The organism is Bacillus paralicheniformis, from assembly GCF_002993925.1.
Taxonomy (GTDB): domain Bacteria; phylum Bacillota; class Bacilli; order Bacillales; family Bacillaceae; genus Bacillus; species Bacillus paralicheniformis.
This window is the reverse complement of sequence record NZ_CP023665.1, coordinates 828855-853454: the sequence shown is the minus strand read 5'-3', so window position 1 is coordinate 853454 and position 24600 is coordinate 828855. Positions and strand designations below refer to the sequence as shown.

General features: G+C 43.2%; 24 protein-coding genes. 7 read left to right on the top strand and 17 right to left on the bottom strand.

From position 1 onward, the window contains the following. Positions 1 to 42: 42 nt before the first annotated feature. Together folE2 and CP943_RS04315 are read left to right on the top strand one after the other, a co-directional pair. Positions 43 to 945 (top strand): GTP cyclohydrolase FolE2, encoded by a 903-nt coding sequence (gene folE2, locus CP943_RS04320; protein WP_023855779.1) that lies wholly within the window; start codon positions 43 to 45, stop codon positions 943 to 945. Between the two features lie 135 nt (positions 946 to 1080). Continuing rightward, positions 1081 to 1356 carry an ArsR/SmtB family transcription factor gene (locus CP943_RS04315; RefSeq protein ID WP_075213022.1) on the top strand — a complete coding sequence of 92 codons (276 nt, stop codon included), beginning with the start codon at positions 1081 to 1083 and terminating at the stop codon, positions 1354 to 1356. A 29-nt stretch (positions 1357 to 1385) separates the two neighbouring features. Here the strand turns inward: CP943_RS04315 and CP943_RS04310 are convergent, their stop codons facing one another. Beyond that, entirely contained in the window at positions 1386 to 2051 is a 666-nt protein-coding gene (locus tag CP943_RS04310; protein WP_020450506.1) for a DJ-1/PfpI family protein, read from the bottom strand. A 125-nt stretch (positions 2052 to 2176) separates the two neighbouring features. Here CP943_RS04310 and CP943_RS04305 point away from each other — a divergent pair, with 125 nt between their 5' ends. Further along, positions 2177 to 3091, top strand: coding sequence for a LysR family transcriptional regulator (locus CP943_RS04305; RefSeq protein WP_105980797.1), 915 nt, complete (start codon positions 2177 to 2179; stop codon positions 3089 to 3091). Between the two features lie 29 nt (positions 3092 to 3120). Here the strand turns inward: CP943_RS04305 and CP943_RS04300 are convergent, their stop codons facing one another. The 3 genes from CP943_RS04300 to CP943_RS04290 form a co-directional block, all read right to left on the bottom strand. Next, entirely contained in the window at positions 3121 to 5010 is a 1890-nt protein-coding gene (locus tag CP943_RS04300) for an ABC-F family ATP-binding cassette domain-containing protein (protein WP_105980796.1), read from the bottom strand. An 84-nt stretch (positions 5011 to 5094) separates the two neighbouring features. Next, the gene (locus CP943_RS04295; RefSeq protein ID WP_105980795.1) at positions 5095 to 6519 is read right to left on the bottom strand and encodes an SLC13 family permease; all 1425 of its coding nucleotides are present in this window, start codon (positions 6517 to 6519) and stop codon (positions 5095 to 5097) included. Positions 6520 to 6666: 147 nt separating this feature from the next. Continuing rightward, positions 6667 to 7272, bottom strand: coding sequence for a TetR/AcrR family transcriptional regulator (locus CP943_RS04290; protein ID WP_020450502.1), 606 nt, complete (start codon positions 7270 to 7272; stop codon positions 6667 to 6669). A gap of 128 nt (positions 7273 to 7400) precedes the next feature. Here CP943_RS04290 and cyoE point away from each other — a divergent pair, with 128 nt between their 5' ends. Continuing rightward, the gene (gene cyoE, locus CP943_RS04285) at positions 7401 to 8318 is read left to right on the top strand and encodes a heme o synthase (protein WP_023855785.1); all 918 of its coding nucleotides are present in this window, start codon (positions 7401 to 7403) and stop codon (positions 8316 to 8318) included. Positions 8319 to 8475: 157 nt separating this feature from the next. On the opposite strand, the gene CP943_RS22950 is transcribed toward cyoE, so the two are convergent. The 3 genes from CP943_RS22950 to CP943_RS04270 all read right to left on the bottom strand — a co-directional run bounded on the left by CP943_RS22950 (position 8476) and on the right by CP943_RS04270 (position 11795). Beyond that, the gene (locus CP943_RS22950) at positions 8476 to 8877 is read right to left on the bottom strand and encodes a methyl-accepting chemotaxis protein (RefSeq protein ID WP_373367318.1); all 402 of its coding nucleotides are present in this window, start codon (positions 8875 to 8877) and stop codon (positions 8476 to 8478) included. Between the two features lie 466 nt (positions 8878 to 9343). After that, entirely contained in the window at positions 9344 to 10801 is a 1458-nt protein-coding gene (locus tag CP943_RS04275) for a benzaldehyde dehydrogenase (RefSeq protein WP_105980794.1), read from the bottom strand. A gap of 223 nt (positions 10802 to 11024) precedes the next feature. After that, complete coding sequence (locus tag CP943_RS04270) at positions 11025 to 11795, bottom strand: hypothetical protein (RefSeq protein ID WP_020450498.1); 771 nt, start codon at positions 11793 to 11795, stop codon at positions 11025 to 11027. 305 nt (positions 11796 to 12100) lie between these two features. Between CP943_RS04270 and CP943_RS04265 the strand changes: the two genes are divergently transcribed. Then, positions 12101 to 12439 carry an ArsR/SmtB family transcription factor gene (locus CP943_RS04265; RefSeq protein ID WP_095292926.1) on the top strand — a complete coding sequence of 113 codons (339 nt, stop codon included), beginning with the start codon at positions 12101 to 12103 and terminating at the stop codon, positions 12437 to 12439. Continuing rightward, positions 12426 to 12644: a hypothetical protein gene (locus CP943_RS04260; protein ID WP_020450496.1), complete on the top strand. Its 219-nt coding sequence runs from the start codon at positions 12426 to 12428 to the stop codon at positions 12642 to 12644. The genes CP943_RS04265 and CP943_RS04260 overlap by 14 nt, the downstream gene beginning before the upstream one ends. Before the next feature lie 446 nt (positions 12645 to 13090). Here CP943_RS04260 and CP943_RS04255 read toward each other — a convergent pair whose 3' ends face one another. From CP943_RS04255 to pdxR, 5 genes are all read right to left on the bottom strand, one after another. Continuing rightward, entirely contained in the window at positions 13091 to 13414 is a 324-nt protein-coding gene (locus tag CP943_RS04255; protein ID WP_234026557.1) for a DUF2178 domain-containing protein, read from the bottom strand. Continuing rightward, positions 13398 to 13607, bottom strand: coding sequence for a helix-turn-helix transcriptional regulator (locus tag CP943_RS04250; RefSeq protein ID WP_020450493.1), 210 nt, complete (start codon positions 13605 to 13607; stop codon positions 13398 to 13400). Before CP943_RS04250 ends, CP943_RS04255 begins: the two co-directional genes overlap by 17 nt. Positions 13608 to 13751: 144 nt before the next feature. Then, on the bottom strand, positions 13752 to 14471 hold the full coding sequence (locus CP943_RS04245) for a YebC/PmpR family DNA-binding transcriptional regulator (RefSeq protein WP_003179658.1): 720 nt from the start codon (positions 14469 to 14471) through the stop codon (positions 13752 to 13754). A gap of 119 nt (positions 14472 to 14590) precedes the next feature. Continuing rightward, on the bottom strand, positions 14591 to 15508 hold the full coding sequence (locus tag CP943_RS04240) for a DMT family transporter (RefSeq protein ID WP_023855789.1): 918 nt from the start codon (positions 15506 to 15508) through the stop codon (positions 14591 to 14593). Positions 15509 to 15609: 101 nt separating this feature from the next. Next, positions 15610 to 17031 (bottom strand): MocR-like pyridoxine biosynthesis transcription factor PdxR, encoded by a 1422-nt coding sequence (gene pdxR / locus CP943_RS04235; protein ID WP_105980792.1) that lies wholly within the window; start codon positions 17029 to 17031, stop codon positions 15610 to 15612. A 136-nt stretch (positions 17032 to 17167) separates the two neighbouring features. Here pdxR and CP943_RS04230 point away from each other — a divergent pair, with 136 nt between their 5' ends. Continuing rightward, positions 17168 to 18055 carry a DMT family transporter gene (locus tag CP943_RS04230; RefSeq protein WP_025810363.1) on the top strand — a complete coding sequence of 296 codons (888 nt, stop codon included), beginning with the start codon at positions 17168 to 17170 and terminating at the stop codon, positions 18053 to 18055. Between the two features lie 199 nt (positions 18056 to 18254). On the opposite strand, the gene CP943_RS04225 is transcribed toward CP943_RS04230, so the two are convergent. From CP943_RS04225 to CP943_RS04205, 5 genes are all read right to left on the bottom strand, one after another. Continuing rightward, positions 18255 to 19175 carry a DUF5655 domain-containing protein gene (locus CP943_RS04225; RefSeq protein WP_105981353.1) on the bottom strand — a complete coding sequence of 307 codons (921 nt, stop codon included), beginning with the start codon at positions 19173 to 19175 and terminating at the stop codon, positions 18255 to 18257. Positions 19176 to 19195: 20 nt separating this feature from the next. Then, positions 19196 to 22069, bottom strand: a complete 2874-nt coding sequence (locus CP943_RS04220) for an AAA domain-containing protein (RefSeq protein WP_105980791.1) — start codon at positions 22067 to 22069, stop codon at positions 19196 to 19198. 177 nt (positions 22070 to 22246) lie between these two features. Beyond that, positions 22247 to 23005 carry a class I SAM-dependent methyltransferase gene (locus CP943_RS04215; RefSeq protein ID WP_039073293.1) on the bottom strand — a complete coding sequence of 253 codons (759 nt, stop codon included), beginning with the start codon at positions 23003 to 23005 and terminating at the stop codon, positions 22247 to 22249. Between the two features lie 162 nt (positions 23006 to 23167). Continuing rightward, positions 23168 to 23290: a PhrK family phosphatase-inhibitory pheromone gene (locus CP943_RS04210; RefSeq protein ID WP_105980790.1), complete on the bottom strand. Its 123-nt coding sequence runs from the start codon at positions 23288 to 23290 to the stop codon at positions 23168 to 23170. Next, positions 23287 to 24399 carry a Rap family tetratricopeptide repeat protein gene (locus CP943_RS04205; RefSeq protein WP_105980789.1) on the bottom strand — a complete coding sequence of 371 codons (1113 nt, stop codon included), beginning with the start codon at positions 24397 to 24399 and terminating at the stop codon, positions 23287 to 23289. The genes CP943_RS04210 and CP943_RS04205 overlap by 4 nt, the downstream gene beginning before the upstream one ends. Positions 24400 to 24600: the final 201 nt, after the last annotated feature.

Below are 24600 nucleotides of genomic sequence, written 5' to 3'. Positions count from 1 at the left end.
AATAGGAACTATTTCGATTTACTATAGAAAGGGGTCTCATCAATGGAACGTATCCTGCATTTGCCCGCAAAACCCGAACGCCACCGCCGCTTCGGATCTGTCGAAGCCGTGAAAGGAATAAAACCGACCGATAAAGAACAGATGAAGGATATTCAAAATACACCGAACGACTATTTTTTTGACATTGACCATGTCGGTGTCTCAAACGTTTCGCATCCGATTTTGATTGCATCCTCGCTCAAGCCGTTTACACAAACGACGATCGGCGCTTTTTCCTTTACGACGAGCCTTGCGCGCGGCCGCAAAGGAATCAATATGAGCCGCCTGACAGAACAGCTGCAGCGCTATCACGAAGCAAACTGGACGATTGATGTCCATACACTGAAAGATTTTGCAAAGGATTTAGCCGACAATATGGAACAGCAAAGCGCATCCGTCTCTGTCAGTTTTCCATGGTATTTCGAGCGCCTTAGCCCGGAAACCAAACTGTCAGGATTGATGCACGCCGATATCCATATGACAGTCTCTTATCATGAAAACAAAGGCTTTTCACAAACCGTCGGCATCACGGCCCATGTGACGACGCTCTGCCCGTGTTCAAAAGAAATCAGCGAATACAGCGCCCATAACCAGCGCGGCATAATCAAGATCACCGCACATATCAATGAGCAGGCGGAGATGCCGGACGATTTCAAAACCGAGCTTCTTGCCGCAGCGGAAACGAACGCAAGCGCAAAGCTCCATCCCGTCTTAAAAAGGCCCGACGAAAAAAGAGTGACTGAACAGGCTTATGAAAATCCAAGATTTGTAGAAGACGTCATCCGCTTAACGGCTGCCGACTTATACGAAATGAACTGGATCTCCGCCTTTGAGATCGAATGCCGGAACGAAGAATCGATTCACATGCATGATGCGGTGGCGCGGCTGTCGTTTTCCAAAATATAAATCAAAAAGAGCTGCCGGTTTTTCCGGCAGACTCGATTCTTATGCAGTTTTTGATTGATTCAGCGCCCGGCTGTTTTTAAACAGGAGCATTGAAGAAATGTATAATACCGATGCAAACAGACAAACCGCCCTGACATCAGTTTATCCGCTGTTCTTTACGCCCTCAGTGATCAAATCAGACTTCAAATCATAAAAAATCTTGCAGAAGCCGGCGAACAATCGTGCAGCGCTGTTAACGTTCCCATTCCAAAATCAACCCTGTCTCATCACTTTAAAGTCCTTAGGGAATCGGGAGTCATTCATACAAGAATAGAAGGAACACAACGGTTTATTTCGCTTCGCCAAGAGGACTTGGACAGCCGTTTTCCGGGGTTGCTTCAAATCGTTTTACAGGCAGACGAACCGTTGTAAACTGCCGGGTTCTCCCCGGCAGCTTCGACTTATTTCTCTTTCCGCACGTATTCAATATCATCCTGATACTGGCTGTACCCCTCTTGATACTCCATAACACGCGCCGTTTCTTCTATGAAGCTTTCATCATAGCCCGCTCTTCTCAATAAGTGAAAGCCCATTTCCATGCCTGAAGCAATTCCCCCGGCGGTGATGATCCGTCCGCTGTCGACGATTCTCGCCCGGCTGACGCGGCAGGCCGGCGCGATGTCCGCCAAGCGGTCGATCGGTACTTGCCCCATCTCTGACGCCTCAAGCCGATCCGGCTCTTTCCGGCTTGTGGCGGAAAGCCCGTCTAAGAGCCCCATGCGCCCGTAAATCCATGAACCTGTACATACGCTCACCAAAAGCGTCGACTCAGGCAGAGAGCGGATAAACTGATGCAGCCGTTTGTTGTTGGTCTCCTGTCGTGTACCGAAACCGCCCGGAATTAAGAAAGCATCCATATCTGGCTGGTCATTGAAGCTGTAATTCGGATGAACGGTAAGCCCGGCTTGCGTCTGAACCGGTTTCATCGCATCCGCCACAAGAAAGGCGTCCAGTTCAGGATCGAGCCTCCTCGCCACTGAAAACACTCCGTATGGGGCGGCATAGTCGATGATTTCAGCATCCTTGAAAATGTACACGCCAAGTCTGAATCCTCTCGTTCTTTTCATTGTTTTCCTCCTCAATTTTTCTTTTATTCTTGCAAAACCTACGATATCATGGGGAGAGACATTTTACTTATGAATGATTACGATAGAAATCATTTTGATTTTCGATATCAAGGAGATGACAAGCTATGATTGAGCTTTTAGAGGGTAAATTTTTTAAAACCTTCATCGCCGTCATGGAAGAAAAAAACTTCAGCCGCGCCGCTGATCGGCTGGGGTATGTACAGTCGACAGTCACCAGCCATATTCAGCTTTTGGAGCAGGCTTGCGGACAGCGTTTGTTTCACCGGCTGTCAAGAGGTGTGAAGCCGACACCGGCCGGTTTGAAGCTAAGTAAATATGCCTATCAATTTATTCATTTAGGCAGCACCTTGGAAGAAGCGATGAATGAACTGGATCAGCCGCAAGGAACCGTCCGCATCCGCATGCAGGAATCGTTTTTTCTGACGCGCACGTCTCTCCTGATCCGGGATTTTATTAAAGAATATCCAAAGATCAGATTGCAATTGGAAAACGGGTTTCAGCACGATATCGTTCAGCAGGTGCAAAACCATGCCGTCGATTTCGGAATCGTACCGCAAAATCCGAATAGGGCCGACATCCTTTTTACCCCTTTGCTCGAAGAAAAGCTGGTGTTCATCGCTTCCAATGATCTCGCTGAAAAGGTTGAATCTGAGAGCCTTGGCGCTCTTAGCCGCGAAACATTCATCAGCTTCGGCACAAGCTGCGTCTACCACACAAAAGCGGGCAGATTATTGCAAGGTGCCGGGATTGAAGGAAACAGCGCCCTGGAGTACCCAAGCATCGCCATGATCAAAGAGGCGGTAAAATGCGGCATCGGCTTTGCCTTCATTCCTGAAATCGCCGTCAAACAAGAACTTGAAGCCAAGCAATTCAAACTGCTGCCTGTGACTGCCCCGATTGTCTCCACCCACGGGCTCATCGTCCATCAAGACAGAGAGCTGAGTCTGGCGGCGTCTTTATTAAAGGAAAAATTAATCGGCTATTTTTGTAACGATGCTGAAAAAAGCCCGGCAAATTAAAAACTGCCGGGATTTCCCGGCAGCTTCCATTACGATTGTTCCAGCTCCTCGATCATCAGCGACAGCTCGGTCCAGCGCTCCATTGCCTCGTCAAGCTCTGCGGCTGTTTGCGCCTGCTCTTCCATCAATGTCTGAATCTTGGCGAAGTCGCTGCCGGCGGCGGCGATTTCCTCTTCAAGCCGTTTATGCTTTTCTTCGAGAGCGGCGATTCTGTCTTCGATGCCGTCCCATTCCAGCTGGTCTTTATAAGACAGCTTCTTTCTTTTCTTTTTCTCAGGTTTGACAGGTTCTGCGGCTTCAGGCGCCGGCTTTTGACGGCTGGTCTCCTTTTGCTTCTCCATATATTCGCTGTATGAACCTTGAAAACGCGAAACGTTTCCGCTGCCTTCAAATACAAGCAGCCTGTCGACGACACGGTCAAGGAAATAGCGGTCATGGGAAACGGTCACGACAACGCCGGGAAACTGTTCCAAATAATCTTCCAGCACTCCGAGCGTCTCGGTATCAAGGTCGTTTGTCGGCTCATCGAGGAACAGGACGTTCGGCTCCTCCATCAGCACTTTCAAAAGATAAAGGCGCCTCTTTTCTCCGCCTGACAGCTTGCGAATCAAGTTGCGCTGCATGCTCCGCGGAAAAAGGAACCTTTCCAGCATCTGCTCAGCTGTGACCACTTGTCCGTCGGCCGTTTTGACGACCTCAGCCGTCTCCTTAATGTATTCGACGACCTGCAGCGCATCGTTCATTTCGCTGTGATCCTGTGTATAGTATCCGATTCTTACAGTCTGGCCGATCGTGATCTGCCCTCCATCAGGCTTGACGCGGCCGGCAAGCGCGTTTAAAAGCGTTGTTTTGCCGATCCCATTCGGTCCGATGATGCCGATCCGGTCCCCCGGCACAATCAGTTCATCAAATGAACGGACAAGCTGATTGCCGCCGCGGCTGATGTCAACACCTTCCGCTTCAATTACCTGCTTGCCGAGACGGTGGGAGCCGATGGCGAAATCAAGGGAAGAGCCGGCTTCAGGCGCATCTTGTTCCTTTAGTTCCTCCACCCGCTGAATTCTTGCTTTTTGTTTTGTCGAACGGGCTTTGGCTCCCCTTCTCAGCCAGGCAAGTTCTCTTCTGAGAAGGTTTTGCCGCTTCGTTTCGCTTTGTTCGGCGAGCGCTTCTCTTTCGGCCCGCTTTTCCAAAAACACTTCGTAGTTCCCTTTGTATGTGTATAGGCGCCCGCGATCCAGTTCATAGATCCTGTTTGTCACCCGGTTTAAAAAGTAGCGGTCATGGGTGACGAGAACGACGGAGCCCGGATACCCGCTCAAATAGCCTTCAAGCCATTCGATCGTTTCATTGTCAAGGTGGTTTGTCGGCTCATCCAAAATGAGGAGGTCAGCAGGCTGAATCAATGTTTTCGCAATCGCAACCCGCTTTTTTTGCCCTCCTGATAGCGAGCTTACTTCTTTTGCCACATCCGCGACGCCAAGCTTCGTTAAAATCGTTTTTGCCGCCGTATTCGCGTCCCAGGCGCCGTGTTCGTCCATTTTCCCCTGTGCCGCCAGCAGGTTTTCCTGCTTCTTCGGATCATCAGGCGAAGCATTCAGCTCCTGAAGCGCCTGCTCATACGCCCTCATCGTCCGCATCATCACGGAATCTCCCGAATAAATGTGCTCAAGTACGGTTTCCGGACCCTCCAAATCAGGATCCTGATCCAAGTACTCGATATGGAGGCTGCCAGGCTTGGTGATGTCTCCTTTTTCGGTCGATTCATGGCCCGCGATCACTTTCAGCAAACTGCTTTTTCCCGTTCCGTTCGGTCCGATCAAGCCGATCCGTTCGTTTTCTTCAATATGAAACGATATATGGTCAAATAATGTTTTATCTCCGTAAGTTTTATATAAACCTTCCGCTTTAAAAATGCTCATCTGTCTACCAATCCTAACGTAATGTCATAACCTTATTTTAATGCAGATGATGCAAGAAAACTAGTGAGAGCTTTTTCACGGACATTACAGGAAGACGGCCGGAAGCCAGAAATATACGCTGATCACGATCAAGACGACACCTGCGATATTGAGCCAAAAACCCGCCCTGACCATGTCCTTCATCGTCAGCAGATTGGAGCTGAAGACGGCCGCATTCGGCGGGGTAGAGATCGGGAGCATAAAGGCGCATGATGAAGCAAGCGCAGCTGCCGCCATCAGCCCGTACGGCTCAACCTGAAGCGCGGCGCCAAGACCGATCGTCATCGGAATCACCATATTGGCGACAGCCGTATTAGACATGATTTCGGTCATAAATAAAATTGCAGCCGTCAAAATGATCAGTACAAATAAGTAAGGATGGCCTTCCAACAGCTTGAGCTTGCCGCCGATCCAAGCCGTCAGATTGGTCGCCGAAAAACCGGCCGCAAGCGACAAGCCGCCTCCAAACAACAGAAGAAGCCCCCATGGCAGCGTCTGCATATCCTTCCATTCCAAAATCCGTTCATCCTTTGTACTCGGAATTAAAAACAGCAAAACCGCTCCGAAAATCGCAATCGACGTATCTGAAATTTGAAACGGCAGGATGAATTTGAACATCCACAAACATGCGGTCAACAAAAAAACGGCAAAAACCGATTTTTCCTCCCTCGTCATTGCGCCAAGCGCCTTTAAATCATGATCGATAAAATCAGGTTTTTTTCCTTGAAAGGCGCTCACTTTAAATTTTATTTTCGTTAAATAAACATATAAAATGGCAAGAAACAGAACGGAAACCGGGAACCCGAATAAAAACCACTCAAAAAACATAATTTCGTGATTGAGCATCTGTTTGGACATCGCGGCAAAGACCGCATTCGGCACGGAACCGACCAATGTCGCAAGTCCGCCGATCGAAGCCGCATACGCGACAGCCAGCAAAATGCTTTTGCTGAACTTCTGCAGCGATTCGCCTTTTAAAATTTCTTTTTCCTGCACTTCTTTAATAACTGCAAGCGCTACGGGAAGCATCATCAAAGCGGTGGCTGCATTCGAAATCCACATCGATAAAAACGCCGTCGCCGCCATCACGCCGAGCACGATTCGATGGCTTTCAGCCCCGATCCGCTTCAAAATATGCAAGGCGATCCGTTTATGAAGATTCCATTTTTCGATGGCGATCGCAATGATAAATCCCCCCATATACATAAACACAATCGGATCGCCGTATGCTTTGGCCGTCGTTTCCATATCTAAACCGCCCAATGTCGGCAGCAAAATGACTGGCAAGAGCGATGCCGCCGGAATCGGCACGGCTTCCGTAATCCACCAGACGGCCGTCCAAGCTGTAACCGCAAGAACGATCCGCGGCGCGTAAGCCAACTCAGCTTCCGGTATCAAGCCGAGAATCAGCAAAAAACTGATCGGCCCCAATAACAATCCGGTCAGTTTAGTCGGTGTATATACTCTCATTTACCCCTTCCCCCTTTGAAAGCGATTTCCCATTCATCACTTTCGCTTCGCCCGGGGAAAATTCCTCTAAAAAATTTAAAATAAAATTTAAATTAATGTATGACACTGAGCCTAGAAATTGAAAAGTACAACTTTTCTATTAAAAAGTCACTCAGAGGCTGAAAGCAAATTTTTTAGCGCTTTTCCATATAAATTCATCGGGACGCTTTCTCCATTAATAAAATTGAATATCGCAAGACCATTTTCGAGTGAAAAAATAGTCCAAGCGATTTCTTCCGAAGATAGCGTAACCTCATGATTCTCTTTCAACATTAGTTTCGCGACAGACTTGGAGATCCGGTCCACAGACTCCCTGATCATGCAAGACCATTTGTAGCGCACTGACTCATTACGCATCACATAAAGAAGAAATTCCATATTTAAAATCATCCACTTTTGATTTTCTTTCACCACTGAGACAAAATGATCATTCATTGTTTCAATAAAATATGAAAGTGAATGCTGATTATTTATGATTTGATCGATGTTATTCACTTGTAAATTCATTTGTTGTTCCAATAAGGCCAGAAAGAGCTCTTCCTTAGATTTAAAATTGGAGTAAACCGCTCCTTTGCTAAATCCGGCATGTTCAGCAATTTTTTCAACAGAAGCCCCATGAAAGCCAAGCTCCGAAAAAATCTCAACAGCCGATTCTAACAACAATTGACGTGTTTCCTCTTTTCGCTCTTTTTGGGTTAGCCTTCTTCTAAGCATTCTTCTTCCTCCTCTTATTGACAATCATACTGTTCAGAATTAACATACCATATAGTATGTATATTCTAAAAGGTATCACTAGAACTTCACTAAATCAACGTGTGGCCATTAAAAAGAGGAGAAGAATCATGCAAATTGAAAATAATATCAAAACGGATAAACGACCTGTGTCCATCATATTGTCAAAAACCATTAAAACAGGAATTATTAAATCTAACCTTATTCCGATGTTTTCTGGATTAACATTATCTTTATATACTTATAAAATCAGCCTTTCTGAGAAATTACCAGAAATATTTTTTGCATTAATTGGGTCTATTTTAGTAATGGGAGCGGCAGGAGCTTTTAACAACTTATATGACCGGGATATAGATTCTATTATGGAGAGAACCAAAAACAGACCAACCGTTACAGGAGAAATAAAGCCTAAAACAGTTCTATGGCTCGGTATCTTTATGATGATTTTTGGTGTAATAATCCTTGGTTTCACCACCTCTCTGGCAGCACTCCTAGGGTTTCTAGGATTGTTTTTTTATATTGTCCCGTATACCATGTGGAGTAAGAGAAGAACAGTTTACAATACAGAGGTCGGGAGTATCGGCGGAGCTATGCCGCCTCTTATTGGATGGTCAGCTGTCTATCCGGACATCACACATCCTGCTGTTCTCGGTCTTTTTGTGACATCTGTGATATGGCAAATGCCTCATTTCTATGCTATAGCCATTCGAAAAAATGATGAGTATAAGGCTGCGAAAGTTCCAATGCTCCCTGTTATCAAAGGAGTTAAAAGAACATATATACAAACTAATATTTATTTAATCATCCTTATCGGGACAAGTCTCCTTTTTATTTCTTTGAGCCTCGGCATTATGCTTGTTTCCCTTATATTAGGTGTCATATGGTTGGTTCTTAGTGTGTATGGTTACAAAAAAATGGATTCAGAGAAATGGGCAAAATCCATGTTTATTTACTCTCTGATTCATATGACAATTCTTTTTTCGACTGTCATTATCTATTCTCTTATCGGAGTTATTTTCAATATATAGTTATTTGATTTCGTCTCTTTTACACGTTTGAAGGAATTGCAGTGTGACGGGAAAGAGCATACTCATGAGCCATATTTACGGCAGTCATTTCAATCGCTAGTGTAGTAGTGTTAGTAAAAAAACTGCCGACACATTGTCAGGCAGTTTTTTTCTATATCTAGTCTTCAAAATGATGTTCCGCCATCTTGGCGAGGTTATGCGCGTTGCTGCTGATCTCCTGCATGGTGGCGGAAATTTGTTCAACGCCGGCGGCCTGGCCGCTCGTATGTTCATTGATGACTTCGATCGAATGCTCAAGGTCTTTCAATAACGCGTGGATTTTCTTCGTGATTTGGTCAATCTGCCCGACGTTTTCTTTTGAGTGTGTCGCGAGCTTGCGGATTTCGTCGGCGACGACGGAGAACCCTTTTCCTGACTCTCCGGCTCTCGCCGCTTCAATCGCCGCGTTCAGTCCGAGCAGGTTGCTTTGATCTGAAATGCCTTTTACGGTAACTGAAATTTTCTCAATTTCTCCGGCGCTTTCACTGACTTCTTTCGCCTGCTTGGAAATGTCGGACATTTGTCCGGAAAACCCGCTGACAGATTCGGCGATATCCTGAATGGCTGAGGCCGTCTGCTCGACGATGACCGACAGGCTTTCTGCGACGCGGTGAAGCTGATCCGATTTTTCAAGACTCGTACCGAGTCCCACTCCGCCGATAACCCTTCCGTTCTCGTCATGGAGCGGGATCGCTCTCGCCGCAAGAGGGAAGCCGAACAGTTCCTTAGGCACCATGCTCACTTTCTTTTTGTTTTGGCGGATAGCGTCTGTAATAATATCGCCTTCCTGCAAAGGATCACCCGCTTTAACATCAAGGGAAAATGTCTTTCCCGGAATGTTGACGATCAGCTTTTCAGTATCGTAAATCCCCACTGTCACATCGTCCTGAATCAGCTGATTCAGAAACGGCGCCACTTTCACAAAAGCATCCAGCAGCGGGTGGATGTCCGTTTTTACTGCTTCATTCATGTATCAAATCCTCCTTTTAATATGGAAAAATCCTTTTCTGGTGCTGGACGGAAATCCATTTTAACGTTGTAAATTCGTCAAGGCTCCACTCACCGTTCAGCCTGCCGATCCCAGATTGCTTTTCACCGCCGAAAGCGACATGTGGCTCGTCGTTGATCGTTGTGTCATTGACATGGATCATGCCCGTCTCGATTTGCTTCGCGATGGCAACGCCGCGCTCCACATTTCCCGTGTGTACGGCTCCGCTCAGTCCGAACGAAGTGTCATTCGCGATCTCAACCGCTTCTGCTTCGGTCTCAAACGGCATGACGCATACAACCGGGCCGAACAGCTCTTCCTTGGCGACAGACATGTCAGACGTGACATCCGCAAGAATCGTCGGCTCGACGAGATTGCCTTTAATATCGCCTTTTAGAAGCGGTGTGGCGCCTTCTTCGATGCCTTTTTCAATCGATTTTCTTAAATGTTCAGCTTGGCGTTCATTAATGACAGGGCCGATCACAGTTTCAGGATCCAGCGGATCACCCGTTTTAAACCCGGAGATTTTTTGGCTGAACAGCTTTAAAAATTCCGGATACACTTCTTTTTGAACGAGAATCCGGTTGGCCGACATGCAGATTTGCCCCTGATGTGTGAAGCGGCTGAAAGCCGCGGCATTGACAGCGTATTCCAAATCGGCATCCTCAAGAACGATCAATGCGCTGTTTCCGCCGAGTTCAAGCAGCGGTTTTTTAAAATGTTTGATCGCCAGCTGCCCGATATAGCTGCCGACCTTCGTTGATCCGGTAAACGAGATGATTCTCGGAATCGGGTGCTCAACGAAGCTGTCGCCGATTTCCCCGATATCTGTGACGACAACATTCAGAAGTCCCTCCGGAAGACCGGCTTCTTCAAAAATCTTTGCAATCAGCGTGCCGCCGCAAATCGGTGTTTCTTCATGCGGCTTTAAGACAACGCCGTTCCCTGCGCCAAGCGCAGGTGCAACCGATTTTACAGATAAAAAGAACGGAAAGTTGAACGGACTGATGACACCTACCACTCCCGCCGGAATGCGGTATATCCGATTTTCTTTCCCATCAACCGGTGAAGGGAGAATTTTACCTTCCATTTTGAGCGGGAAACCTGCCGCTTCTTTGATCATATTGACGACAAGATCGATTTCAAAAGCCGCTTTCAGCCGTGTTCCGCCAAGTTCCTCCATAATGAGGTACACGATCGCTTCTTTATTGTCTTCAATATAAGCCGCGGCTTTTTCTAAAATCGCTCTTTTTTCATAGGGATTGATGTTATCCCATTTCTTTTTCGCCTCAAGCGCAGCTTTGTACGCCGCATCGACATCCTCCCGCGTCGCTTTCCGAAAAGAGGTAATCGTTTTATGGGTAAAAGGATTCAGATCGGCCAAAACGCTTTCACTTTGGCCGTCTCTCCATTCCCCTCCTATGTATTGACGGTTGAGGTCAGTCATTTGAATCATTCAGTCCATCTCCTATCAAACAGTTTTGGGAAAAGTTAGACCACATCTTATGTATCGGCAGTCTTTCAAGAAAATTCAATCTCATGAGTCTTTTGGATATAAAAAAAGATTTTACCGATAAATCGGTAAAATCCGGAATCGATCATCAAACTCTGTTTTCATAAATCTGAAACAGTCTGACATTTGTCTTTTCATCTTTTTTCAGCTGATGTTTAAGGCATGATCACTCAGTAAATTTGTAATTTTGATATACAACAGCAAATTTCTTTTTCTTATTTAGCTTATGTAACTTGATTGTACTGTATATTTCTGATGTAAAAGATGCATATATACCTGAAATACCTAGTTTCCATTTATACGAACCTCTTGCATTCATATCATACCCTACCTTTTCAGCTTTACCGTCAGGAACCGATGTAGAAGAACTTGTGATAATCATTAAAGGATCTATTCCAGATGTTCCACTATCGGATGCATACCTCATTTTCAATCCAAAATTCCCCACTGTATAGTGGTTTCGTAGCACTAAAGATCCTAATGTGATGCCAAGGGATTTCACACTAACCCTACATGTAAATCTTCTAGCACCATATTTTTTTTCGAGTACATTTCCTTTTGAAAAATCATATCCAGAAGTCTTTACTAATTCATCTTCAGTTGACTCTATAACATCGGAAGACTCTAATTCAATAGTCGTCCCCATGCCTAAATCTATTTCTTTATTTTCACCTAATTGAACATCAACTTCACTTAAAGTATTTTGTACTCGCTCTCCTACTTCTTCAAGATATTCAGTCTTCTCCTCATCAGTTGAATCCTCCAAAGCTTGGATAAACTTTTGTTTTTTAACTTGTTTTGATAAATCATCACTTTTATCAATTTCAAAAATTTTTTCTTCCAAACTTAAACCTTGCGTTTTTTCCTTTGCAATGGCAGTCCCATAGGCAGTAGGGAACACTAGCAAAAAGGATACTAATAATAAGAATCTCTTCATTCAAATCACCCTCCGAATAAAGTAATTTTTTTAGGTGTATTTAACTGGAAGTCTATTCAACTATTGTTAATATTATCATGTATAATACTTAGAGACAATAACAAATCGGAAAAAATATACTTTAATTGCATTTATATTAAAATATACTTTTAATTTTATCTTTCTTCTCTATAAAATTTATTTTTTGATTAAAATGTGTTTTAAGATAATGCTCCTTTTTATGATTAACATAATATAACAAATGAATCATTTTTTTGAAAAACACCTTTTTTTTTAGATGCACATGTGTTAAATTATTGTTACATATGAATAAAATAAATGAACCAAACCAATTAATCTTAATTGCAAAGGCACTTGGAAACCCAATTCGCTTACAAATTCTAACCATCTTATCAAAAGGAGGTTGCTATGTTAGTGAGCTTGCACGCAAGTTAGAAATCAATAGGACATTACTTTATTTGCATCTAACCAAGCTCGAGGAGACAGGAATTATATTTAGTGAAATGAAAGTTTCATTAGATGGTAAAGCTCTTAAGTACTATTATCTAAAAGAATTTTCCTTTACGATTGATAATGATTTAATCGAGAATTTGGGGAAACAACAATCTACAGAATGTAAGGAGACTAAAGATGGGGACAGTTGATATTATCACAATTTTAATACCAGTATACTATTTTGTAATGGCAGCACTTGTCATTGCGGGTATCGTTGCCTTAACAAAGGTTGTCAAAAGATATTTAAGGAACGGCAAATTGGCCGAAGAGAAATTGAGACTTGAAAACGAGGAAATAAAGGATATCAAGCAGCGGCTTGAGAAAATTGAAGCCATACTAAAAGACGTAGAATAAAAATTTTCCCAATTCAGTCATCTGTATGATGGGGATTTGTTTGCAATAATCTTCCCCTCAAGATGATATCCAGCTGAATGACTTGATTGGGTGACGGGCTTAATGGTTCGTTTTAATGTACCACTTTAGTGGCAAGCTCAAAGGTCTTTTCTTATTTTTGCTTCCTTTTCTTGACCTTTTCATCTACAAAGGATTCCATATATCCCTTAAATCCCCACGCGACGATATTATCTTCGATCTGATTTCGTATATATGTTTCTATTACTTTTTGTTTCTTCCTACTTTATCTACGTAATATCCAGCACACCGAAAATACCGACTCGTATCTGTATTTCAGATTTGCGTGTCGATCGGAACCCTAGGCCTTGCCTCGGGTTTTCTTTTCCACAAAAAAAGATTTTACCGATAAATCGGTAAAATCCGGATACAAGGGGAACAGCACCATCTTAGTTTTTCTGTGCAAGGTAAACGGTTGTGATCAGCATTGATAAGCATTGCAGGATATATAAACCTGTTATTAAGAAAAATGAAAAGGATATCCCTTGGAAAATGATCACCAATGCCCAGGCCATTAAAATAGCCGCCATTGTAATGTTCCAGGAGAGCGCCTTAGCCTGATAATTAATTTTCTGCTGGCGTTCATCGAACAGCCTCTCTTTTTTTCCAATCCGTCTGTTTACACTGTATATAATTACGATCCCGAGCACGCCTATTCCTAAACCTGCTAAAGCGATCAGTGTGTTTGTCATCGTTTCAGTCAATATTTTCATCCCCCTCAAAAATAAATAAATCTTCAATCAGACATTCAAAAATTTGAGCCAGTTTATGCGCCAGAACAAGTGAAGGTTTATACTTCCCCTTTTCAAGGGAAATCACCGTTTGCCTTGACACATCGAGCCTTTTAGCCAGTTCTTCTTGTGTCATGTTCAGCGAAGTGCGCTTTTCCTTTATTAACGTTTTCATCTTTCCTCCATCGGAATGTAAAGTTTACTATACGTAAAGTATACTTAACAAAAAATCAGGTGTCAAGTTAACTTTACAAATAAAAAAAGATAGACAAAACAGACTTTCGCCTGTTCATCTATCTTTTTACTTCTCGATTTCTTTTTACGCCCCTAAATCGACATTATGGTAAACTTGCTGAACGTCTTCCAAATCTTCCAGCGCGTCAATCAGTTTTTCAAACTGCGCACGCGCATCCTCAGGAAGGGCGACGTCATTTTGCGCGAGCATGGTCAGCTCGGCCACCGTGAACTCAGTGATACCGGCGTTTTGCAGCGCCTCCTGTACGGCGTGGAACTGATCGGGCTCGGCATAGACGATCACCGCATCGTCTTCTTCTAAAATATCACGGACATCAATATCCGCTTCCATCAATAATTCGAGCGTCTCATCAGCCGTTTTCCCTTCAAAGCCGATGACGGCCGTCGGATCAAACATGTAAGCGACAGATCCGCTCACACCCATGTTTCCGCCGTTTTTGCCAAATGTGGAGCGCACATCGGCAGCCGTGCGGTTGACGTTGTTTGTCAACGCGTCAACGATCACCATCGCTCCGTTCGGCCCGAAGCCTTCATAGCGCAGTTCGTCATAATTTTCTTCAGAACCGCCCTTCGCTTTTTCAATCGCCCGCTCAATAATCGCTTTCGGGACATTGTATGTTTTGGCGCGCTCTAGCACGAATTTCAGGTTCTGGTTCAGTTCGGGGTCGGGCTCTCCCTGCTTTGCCGCCACATAGATTTCGCGGCCGAACTTGGCGTAGATTCGGCTCGTATTCGCATCCTTGGACGCTTTCTTCTCTTTTATATTGTTCCATTTACGGCCCATGATGTAACCACTCTCTTTCAACATTGAATCTTTCATTCACAAAATCTATTATACCGCAGGGCCAGGCGATTTCATCAAATTGATGCATCGAATTTACGACATTTTTTTGGAAATCCGTCTTAAGATGCGAGTTTTCCGCTGTCTTTCTTCTGCTCTTTTTTCAAAACAGTAATGAAAATTCCTGCAATTACAAACACGATTCCAGTCAAATGAACCAGTGTGAATTGCTCCTTCAAAATGACGCCTGAGAGCACAACGGCCGATACGGGGAGAACCGAAGTGAAAATCCCGGAAACGCTCGCCGGCACTTTCGTCACGCCGTTGTACCATAAGTAAAAAGCAAGCACCGTAACAATCAGCGCGTAATAAAGGACATATGACCAATCAAGAAGCCCGGGCCCGCTAAAATCAAACGAGACAGCCTCAATGACCGCAAACGGCAGAAAAAACAAAAAACCGAACAAGGAAACAAACGCCGAAATCGCCAATGCGGAAATATGGGGCGACAGCAATTTTGCCATTAGCGTAAACATCGCTTCACCGATCACTGCGGCCGCGATTAACAGATTTCCCATCAATGCATAAGGGCTCCCCGCTTCGCCGCCGGCCCCGAACAGGTTGATCGCCATCACGCCGATAACGGCAAGTACGATACCGGCAGCCATTCTTTTTTCTATTTTTTCTTTTAATAAAAAGAAAGCCAAAACACCGACAGCCATCGGCGTCGTGCTCGTAATAATGCCGCTCTCCATCCCCGTCGTCAGCTTAACCCCGTAAAGCATGCAGATGCTGAACAGAAAGACACCCGTAAAAGACTGCAGCAAAAGAACAAAGACATCTTTTTTCGATAGAGCGGGAATGCCTTTCTCAATCCAAAAAAGCAAGATCATTAAAACGGCAGCCGCGATAAAAAAACGAATGCCAGACGACAAAAACACCGGAATCGTCTTCACCATCAGCTTGCCGACAACAACCGAACTCCCGACGATCGCCATGGCGAGAGCCAGAGAAAAATAAACCGACATTTGGTTCCGCATGAGTTTTCTCCTGTCATAATGTATTTAAAATCCTTTTTAAGTTTAACAAAAATAAGGTAAAATTTATTTCTTTTGGAATAAATATTTTCAACTCTTGCACATCAACCAGACAGCATTTTAATCAGTCCGCTTAATTGCGTAATCCCTTTCTTCAGGTCTTCACAGGAAGCAAATGCATATGACAGCCTCATGTAATCGCCTCTTTCCTGCCCGTATATGGCCCCAGAATTAAAGAGAATTCCTTTTGAAAGTGCTTTGGCATAAAGAGTTTTCATCGATACCGGCGGCAATATCATCAGCCAAATAAAGAAGCCGCCTGCTGGAACGCTCCATTCCGCGAGTCCTTCCAACTCTGTTTCTAACACATGCAACACAAAGCTTCTTCTTATTTTTAGTTGTTCTCTGACGTTTTCCAAATGTTTCTGGTAAAGCCCAGATGTCAGCCATTCGGCTGCGACTCTCTGAGACAGTGAACTCGAGCCGTAGTCCGTCTGCATTTTAATATCTGATAAACGTTCAATGACCGGCTCCGGGCCGACGATCCAGCCGATTCTTAATCCCGGGCTCAACGTTTTCGAAAAACTGCCAATGTATAAGACGCGGCCGTTTTTGTCCATCGCTTTCATTGGAGCAGGCGGCGGTGCATCAATCCATAATTCGCGGTATATATCATCTTCAATGATAGGCAGGTGCTGTTGTTCGCTGAAAGCCAGAATCTCTTCCCTCCGCTTTTTGGACATTAACACTCCGGTCGGATTTTGAAAACAAGGGTTGGTGTACAAAATGGCTCTCGTCCGCATGTTTGGCGTCATCTTGATGCTTTCTGGCATGAGGCCTTCTTCATCCATTTGCAATCCGGCCATCCTCATTCCCGCAGATTGAAAGACATGCAGCGAATAAAGGTAAGACGGCTGATCAAGAAAAACGGTTGATCCGCTTTGCAAAAGCCCCATTGCGATTAACTGCAATGCTTGCAGCGCGCCGGAAACAATTAAGATGGAAGACGGGGAAGCGTGGATGCCGACCGTTTGTAAATAGCTGCTCAACGCCTCTCTTAAAGGAAGATAGCCTTTTGGCTCCTCATACCCAAAGGCATCCATGTTATGAGCAACCTTCTCCATCATCCCCTTCATAATGTCCAGCGGAAACAATTCATTTGAAAGTTCGCCTTTGCTGAGCTGTATCAATGTTGAATTCGATTCAGATTGATTAATCTCCTGAACCGATTTCCGGCTGGGCTGCTGGAATCCGGCTGCTACGTATTTATCCCAATCAGGGGTCGAATGTTTGGCCAACAATGTCCATGTATTGTTTATAACGATCGTGCCTTTCCCCATCCTGCCTTCTATTAATCCATCGGCTATTAATTCTTCCAAGGCTGTAATCACCGTGCTTCTATTCACAGCGAAATGTTTGGCCAATGAACGCTGACTCGGAATTTTGGTGCCGATCGGCCATTCTCCATTTGCAATCTTCTCTTTTATAAATTGAATGATTTGTTTGTATTTTGACGCGCGGGGCATAAATGGATCTCCTTTTATCGATAAGTGGTTGGGTTTATATTCTCAAAACTGGTTGAAGCCATTTTACCAAACGTCCATTAAGATGGATACACACATTTAAACCGGTTGGTTTTTTTAAAAAGGAGATTGAAAAATGATGAAGAAACAGAGGATGTACATCATGTTGTCATACTGCCTGATGATCGGCTTTTGGGCTTCGGCTTTTCCGGGGATTCGAGTCGGGCTGGAGGATTATACGCCTCAGCACCTCACATTGCTTCGTCTGCTGTCAGGTTCTTCGGCTCTAATATTGCTGGCTGCTGCCGTCCGGATGCGCCTGCCGGAAGCAAAGGACATCCCCATCATTTTGCTGCTCGGTTTTTTAGGATTTTCCGCTTACCACACATTGCTCAATCAAGGCGAGGAAACGGTCAGCGCCGGAATGGCAAGCCTCCTGGTCACGACAACGCCTATTTTTTCAGCATTGTTAGCGAGGCTGTTTTTCGCAGAACGATTTGGTGCAGCGAAATGGCTCGGATCAGGGATCAGCTTTTTAGGCGTCATGCTTATATCACTCGGCGTCGGAAACTTTGAAAACACGGCGGCTGGGGTGTTGTTCATTTTACTGGCCGCGATATGTGAAAGCATCTATTTCGTTTTTCAAGAGCGCTACATTCAAAAATACGGTTTTATCCCTTTTGTTTCATACGCGATTTGGGGAGGAACGATCCCCATGCTGTTCTTTTTGCCCGGGCTATTCGAAGAGCTTTCTCATGCTTCCATTCAATCTACTGCAAGTGTTGTTTATTTAGGATTGCTCCCTACAGTTGTCCCTTATTTTGCGCTTGCTTATATCACCTCGTACAGAGGATCTTCAGAGGCCGCGATTTCGCTTTATTTAACGCCAGCCGCAACACTTTTCATATCATGGGTATGGATAGGCGAAATTCCCGCTTTCCTATCACTTGCCGGGGGAATCATAACGATAGGCGGTGTACTGTTTACATACAGAGGAACGAAAAATAGCATTTACAAACTCGAATAATTTAATTCTGCTTATCTCCAAGAAAACTAGAAAGGATGTCCGGACCCGGGGGCATCCTTTTTCAATGGAATGGGCGCCGCTTGCGAAAACGAAAATTTCCCAATGGATGCTGCAATCTCGTTTCATTTTTTAATCGATCAGTTGTCAGGCAAAGAATGGTTTCACATTAGAAAAAAGCCTTTTTATATGGAAAAGGCTCTTAAACTTTATTTTTCTCATAAACTTGTTTAACCAAATCAACGATATATTCGATATGTTTTTCATCTTCGATTTGAATTTCATAATCACCGTTCCCCCAGTGGCCGGTGTTTGCGACATCCCTAAATAAATCCATGGGATCATCTAACTCGCCTCTTTTGGCATTTATCCAAATTTTTAAGCCCTTTTTTAAGAGAAGAACGTCTACCATGTTACGCTTATGAACAGTAAATGCGATATACAGCTTTGTTGCTTTGACAGATATGTTGTCACCCACATTTAAAATCTCTTCTTTTAACTGCTGGTATAGATCAATCACCTCATCAGGCTTACGGACTAGATGATCTTCTTCTGTGAAAACTTTGATTTCCCTGCTCACTTGTTCGATTGCTTCACTTTGATTCGAAATTGTGTTTATCGACCCCGATGCCCCATTTGGTCTAATAGGATTCATTTGTAGCAGGTCATTTTCATACCTTTTGATTTCCCACAATTCCATCGGCAAATCTCTAAAATTAATGGATTCCTTTTGGTGTGTAGTAAACTCAGGCGAAATAAAGATGACCCTTGATTGCGACCAATCGACACTGTTCCTTTTTAAAAGCTTCTCTTGATTTTCATTATATTCAAGAATAAAGTCAGCTTTATTATTAAGCATGATGGACAGATAAGCATAGCCTTGATCTATTACGCTGGAATGTTTCTTGTTTTTATATTCAATAATAACAAACGATTGTGTCTGGTCATCAAATGCTAGCGTATCAATCCGAAATCCGGCGACTCGAAACTCAGAGGCAATGAACTTGAGGCCTAATAATTGCTTTAAATTTTTTTCACATAGGTGCTGTATGTCTTTTTCTTTCTCAAACGGTATTTCCCGGATTTCTTTCATATCTTGATGGTGTAATTGAAAGAGATTCATGGCTGCGCTCCTTACCTTCATTAAGAATGAACAACGTCATTTTCTAAAAGCATCCTCTTCAACAATCCACTCGGTTTATTCGCGCTGTCTGATAAACAATTCATATCACCCATGACAAGGAAGCTGTCCTTTGCCCTTGAAACTGCGACGTTTAGAAGGCTTTTATTGGCGTCTATAAAAAAGCAGCCGTCATTTTTCCCGTACACCGTCGACATGATGATGACCTTTCTTTCGCCGCCTTGAAAGGTATGGACCGTTCCTACGTCGATAAACGGTTTAACATCGGGTGATAGCGCACGCTTGATGATGCCGACTTGCATTTTAAAAGGGGTGATGATGCCAATGAGACTTTTTGGATCATCTTCATGATATGCATTTCGGATGTTGTAGAAATGCTCATTGATCCATGTGGCGATGGCCCTTGCCTCTATTTCATTATATCGGCTGCCCGCTTTTTTGCTTGACTGGTATGAGTCAACCTGCATATGACCAAGAGGTGGAATCGATAATTGAACAAGCGGATTTTTCTTATCCTCTGCCGCTTTACCTCTCATTGGCTCAAGTTTTCCTCTATACACCAGATTGTTGCAGTATTCAATAATTTCATCATAACAGCGCCTATGTTCGCTCAAAAACAAACCGCGTTGCTGATGTTTTTCGTATTTACAGCTTTTGCACGCTACCCTCATCACACTAGATTCTGACGTATTCAAGCCGAGTTCGCGAAGCTTCTCAAACTGTTCGATCGAAGTAATAACATCATTTGAAAGAGCTAATGAAATATCCAATGTTTCGTTGATATTCCACACCGGTTCAATCTGATAAACATCTCCGACAACAACTGCCCGTTTCGCAAGCGAAAATGAACATGCCGCAATCTCAGGAGTCACCTGTCCTGCTTCATCTACGATTAGTAAATCAATATAATTGTAGAGAAAATGCTCCTTCCCATTGTTATAGGCCAGCAGCATTCGCGGAAGCTGATAAAAAGTCATCACAAAACAAGGGGTCAACATACTTAAATTTGTATAAAACTGATTTAACACATTATCGAAATTTGTGCCTCTTTGTTTTTCCGACAGTCTTTTCTCTAAAAGCCATCTGCACTCATAGTAATGAACTGCTAGCCAAAAAGAGGCGTATTTTATGGTTGTATCTAAAAATTCATTCGCCTTATCTAAAGAAGAAAATGAACCAGGATATTTCTCAAGAATGTTCAGTGATATAAGTTCCACCATTAATTGTTTATATTTTGTGTTCAATTTGCTGACTTGTTGGTATGTCGCATCGACCTGCTTTATTTTTTCTCTCGTCTCTTTTGCTTTTTCGCTATACAGAGAGAGAATTTTATCGAGATTCATTGACTCATCAATAAATTCTTCATCCGGCTGAATAAAATATCTGACATAACTGACTAATTTGCTCTTGAAGAACGGCAGAAACTTGAATATGCGAACAAAGAACGGCAAGTTTGAAAAGTGCGTCTGCCACTCTTTTATTCTTTGTTGTATCGATTGAAACGTGCTTTCCCACTCGGTTTTTTCCTCGGTCAATTGCGTCATGTATGTATCTAAAGAAACGCCTTTGGGAGCTATTTGATCATATTCGGAGAATAAGGATAAAACTTTTTGTCTGATTTCTTCAAGCGCTGTTAACCGATTTGAAATCGTTTGCTCACATTGCTTAATATCAGTATGGTTTGTTTCAAAATATCGACTGCATTCTTTGAGCATCTTTTCGGTTGATCGCTCAATGTTCTCGTTGCTTTCAACTTCGTCAAAAAAGTTTTCTCCCCGAGGGTTCGTATATTGAAATCCTTTTTCTTGCGCCTCTTTCTCCTTGCTGCCGGACGGAAAATAAACAGCAAAGCTGTCGACTCCTTCGATCCATCGCTGCTCTAAATGATTGTTTTCCCATTTTGGTTTAATCTTTCCGAATGATTCAATAATATTGGTTACTGCCTGATTGTTTGTTGATGAAGCGACAATGACAGGAGGATCTTCCTTTTTTAATGCTCGTTCGACATAAAGATTGGCAACGAGCGACTGCAATAACGTCGTTTTCCCCGTACCCGGCGGACCGTTGACTGCAAGAATTTCTCCATCTTCCATATTGTTGAAATGGTTCAGGCACTCCCTTTGCGATGGCGACAAAGGATATTCCCCGCCCATTTGTCCGACATGCTTCTGCATTTCTGACATCCGGTTTGGAATAAGCGGCGATAAAGAAGTGAATTTTTGGTTGATAAAATTTTGATAAAGCTGCAGATGATTCGGCTGGCTGGATAAAAGGTGATCATATAACTTTAATATATTTCTGGTTGCATTGATGGAATCATCCTTAAAGATATAAACATTTTTCTCTAATTCTATTTCTTTAACTGTATTTGAAGTTATTTCGGTTTCTGTAACTGACTCATACATATCTTTTGCAAACTCAAAATAGCTTTTCCAAGTGAGGTTGCTTTCCAACCTCTGATAATTGTTGCTCATATATTCATCAAAGTCATTGACATAGCCGATCTTAAGCTCTTCGTCAATGATTGGATGAAGATGCTCTCTCGGAATCCATGGATATTTGTCTTCTGAAGGCAACAACATACCATTGGCAGTCAAAACTGCCGGGATATAAAGAATTCCGGTCATATCTTCAATATTTGTCTCAACCCTTTGCTGCACGTCGAATTTCGTCTTGATCGTCTTTGCCACAACGATAACATCGAGTTTACCGGAGACATTTTTGTGGTCTGAAAGTACCGCGTAGTACTTACTGTCTATCTTTCCTTGTATAAGGCTATTCAAATCTGAAATCATAAAACGACTGTTTTTAAAGTTGATTTTTAGTTTCGCAGCGACACTATCGCGAAAATACTTGGTTACAGTTTGGGATGCCATCGCTTTTCCTCCTGATGTGTAAAAAAACATGATACTGGTAATAACATTAAGTAGTAACAATTATATCCTAAATGAATATATGGATAAATAACTGGCTTTACAAAAATATAGGAAAATAAAAAAGGATGTCATCATATAATATGAGACACCCTTCTTAGGCAAATCTTTGATCAAACTCTAAATCGCTTCCGCTAAAATGATAAACCGGTACTGTGTGACATCAAAATAACCCTTTTCTTCAATCATTTTATGAATCGCGTACAATTCATCCGTGTATTGATCCACTTCAAAACCGGGCGCCTGCCAGGGAATGGCTTTTAAGTAATAGACCAGAGCCCCAATATCATAAAACCTTTGAGTCGGACACTCTTCCCTGCTTTTCAAAACCTTAAAATCATGTTTTTCTATTTCTTTTAACGCTTTTTCCAAGTTCCAGTCCTTAAATTCTTCATTTAGCGGCACACCAAGTTTTTCATTGATTTCTTCGCAATCATGCCCGCCGACTTGCTGAGTGAGAAACAGTCCTCCTTTTGAAAGGATTCTCCTCACCTCTTGTGCTGAATATGACTCGTGTTTATTGATGACCAGGTCAAATTGGCCGGATTCAAATGGAAGATCTTCATCATCATCAATTTGGACGACCTGAACCCCTAAAGGCGTCAATCGTTCCTTTGCAACTGGCACATTGGGCAAATAGCATTCAGTAGCGTATGCTGACGAAGGAAACGGCCCCAATTTCGATAAAAACTCTCCGCCGCCTGTCCCCATATCGAGCATGGATTTGGAATCTTGAATAAGAGACAGAGCCATGCTTCCGTATGACCATGAAAGCAGGTCGCTTTTCATTCTTCCCGTATCGTCAATGAAAGAAAAATCCCAGCCGCTGAAAGGCTTATCTGCGTGTTTTAAATATGAAAGAAATGTTTTGTCATTCATAGTATCCCCCTCCAATTTTAATGTTTAAATATGTTTTAAACGATTGGAGGGCCTCTCGCGAATTTGGAAGGTTTTTATATTTCATGCTCTTGTAGATTCACTGTAATCGCACCCCATTTCATGGCTTTAAAAAAGAAGCCTGTAAAAGGACTTCAGCAAATATTAACCTCCAACCGGCAGCTCAGCTGTTTGAACGCCGCCTGACGCCTGATTGTGGCTTTGGGATAAAGCATCTCCGCCTAAGACCATAGCAGTTAACGATAAGCAAAGAATCAATTTTTTCATGACAATACCTCACTCCCTAATGATCTCATTTTGTTTTCGGCTTTCATGAATATTTTAACAAATTCCAGCGCTTCCTTGAAATCTCCTTTTTTCTCAAAATAGCTTGAGATGAGCAATGAAAGGTCACAGACACCGTCTAAATCATTCATCTCGTCCAAGGAATCGATGTCGTCTTTGATGCTTTTAACGTTTTCATGGCAATAAAGCTCATACATAATATTTATTTTCTTTTCATAATGCTTATTCCCGTTTTTCTTTAATTCCTCCTGTCCTTTTTTATAATAGAACAGGGCCGCTTCTGTTTCGCCGATTTTGAAAAACTCTCTGATCAGCATGTAAAGCGAGTTGATATAGTAGCTTGACTCGCACCATTCGGGGTTGCTCAACGCATGCTGGACGGCGAGAATGCATTCCTGAGACCGGCCGGAATTGGAATACAGAATGCTGATATTGTGATGAAGCATCGCTTCTAAAAACGAATCGTCGATCTTTTTGGAAATTTCAATCGATTCTTCGAAATACTTCTCCGCATCTTTAAAGCGCTGCATCTGCATGTAATTTGTCCCCATCACAACCTGGGATATCGCCAGCTTTTTTTCGTACCCGTCATGCATTTTGTAAATATTCATCGCGTCTCTCGCATAATTGAGAGAAACCGCATTTTGCCGGAGAGACATATACAGCCATGACACTTTTAAATAAAACTCGGCAGCTTCGATCTGATCGGGCACCTTCACCAGTTTTTTCTCGGCAACCTTGTACAGGCTGATCGCCCGCTCAACATTCTTGTTGTACGCTTCATGCATCGCCTCAAAAAAGTAGAAATAGTAATCGATCATATGATCCGTCTGCTCAATGCACTCGATTTGCGAATCATTAAAGTAAGACTCCCGCGGCAGCCGCTCTCCCCTCGCATCATAAAGCATCATCCGATACCGCTCCTCAAGAAGCGAAAAATAAGCCAGCACATTCTGATCCTCTTCCATCTCGGAAAACATCGACTTCGCCTCATCAAAAAGACTTTTCGCCTGCTCAATAGCATGCTTTTTAATGGCCAAATGGAATTCGTTCAACACCCCCGCAACCACCTCTGAAGCGACCTTGCTCATGCCGAACCCCCTCTTTCTCTTTAGGATTGTTCTCTATCTGTAAAATGATCTTATCACATGTGTAAATTTTTGTAATGACCTTTTGTCAATTAGTGATATGTTTTTGTCAACAATTGAAAAAGCCTTTTGTTGTCAATTTTAACTGTTGGTATAGATCAATCAACTCATCTGGCCTATAAACAGAAATGCTCCTTCTTTTTC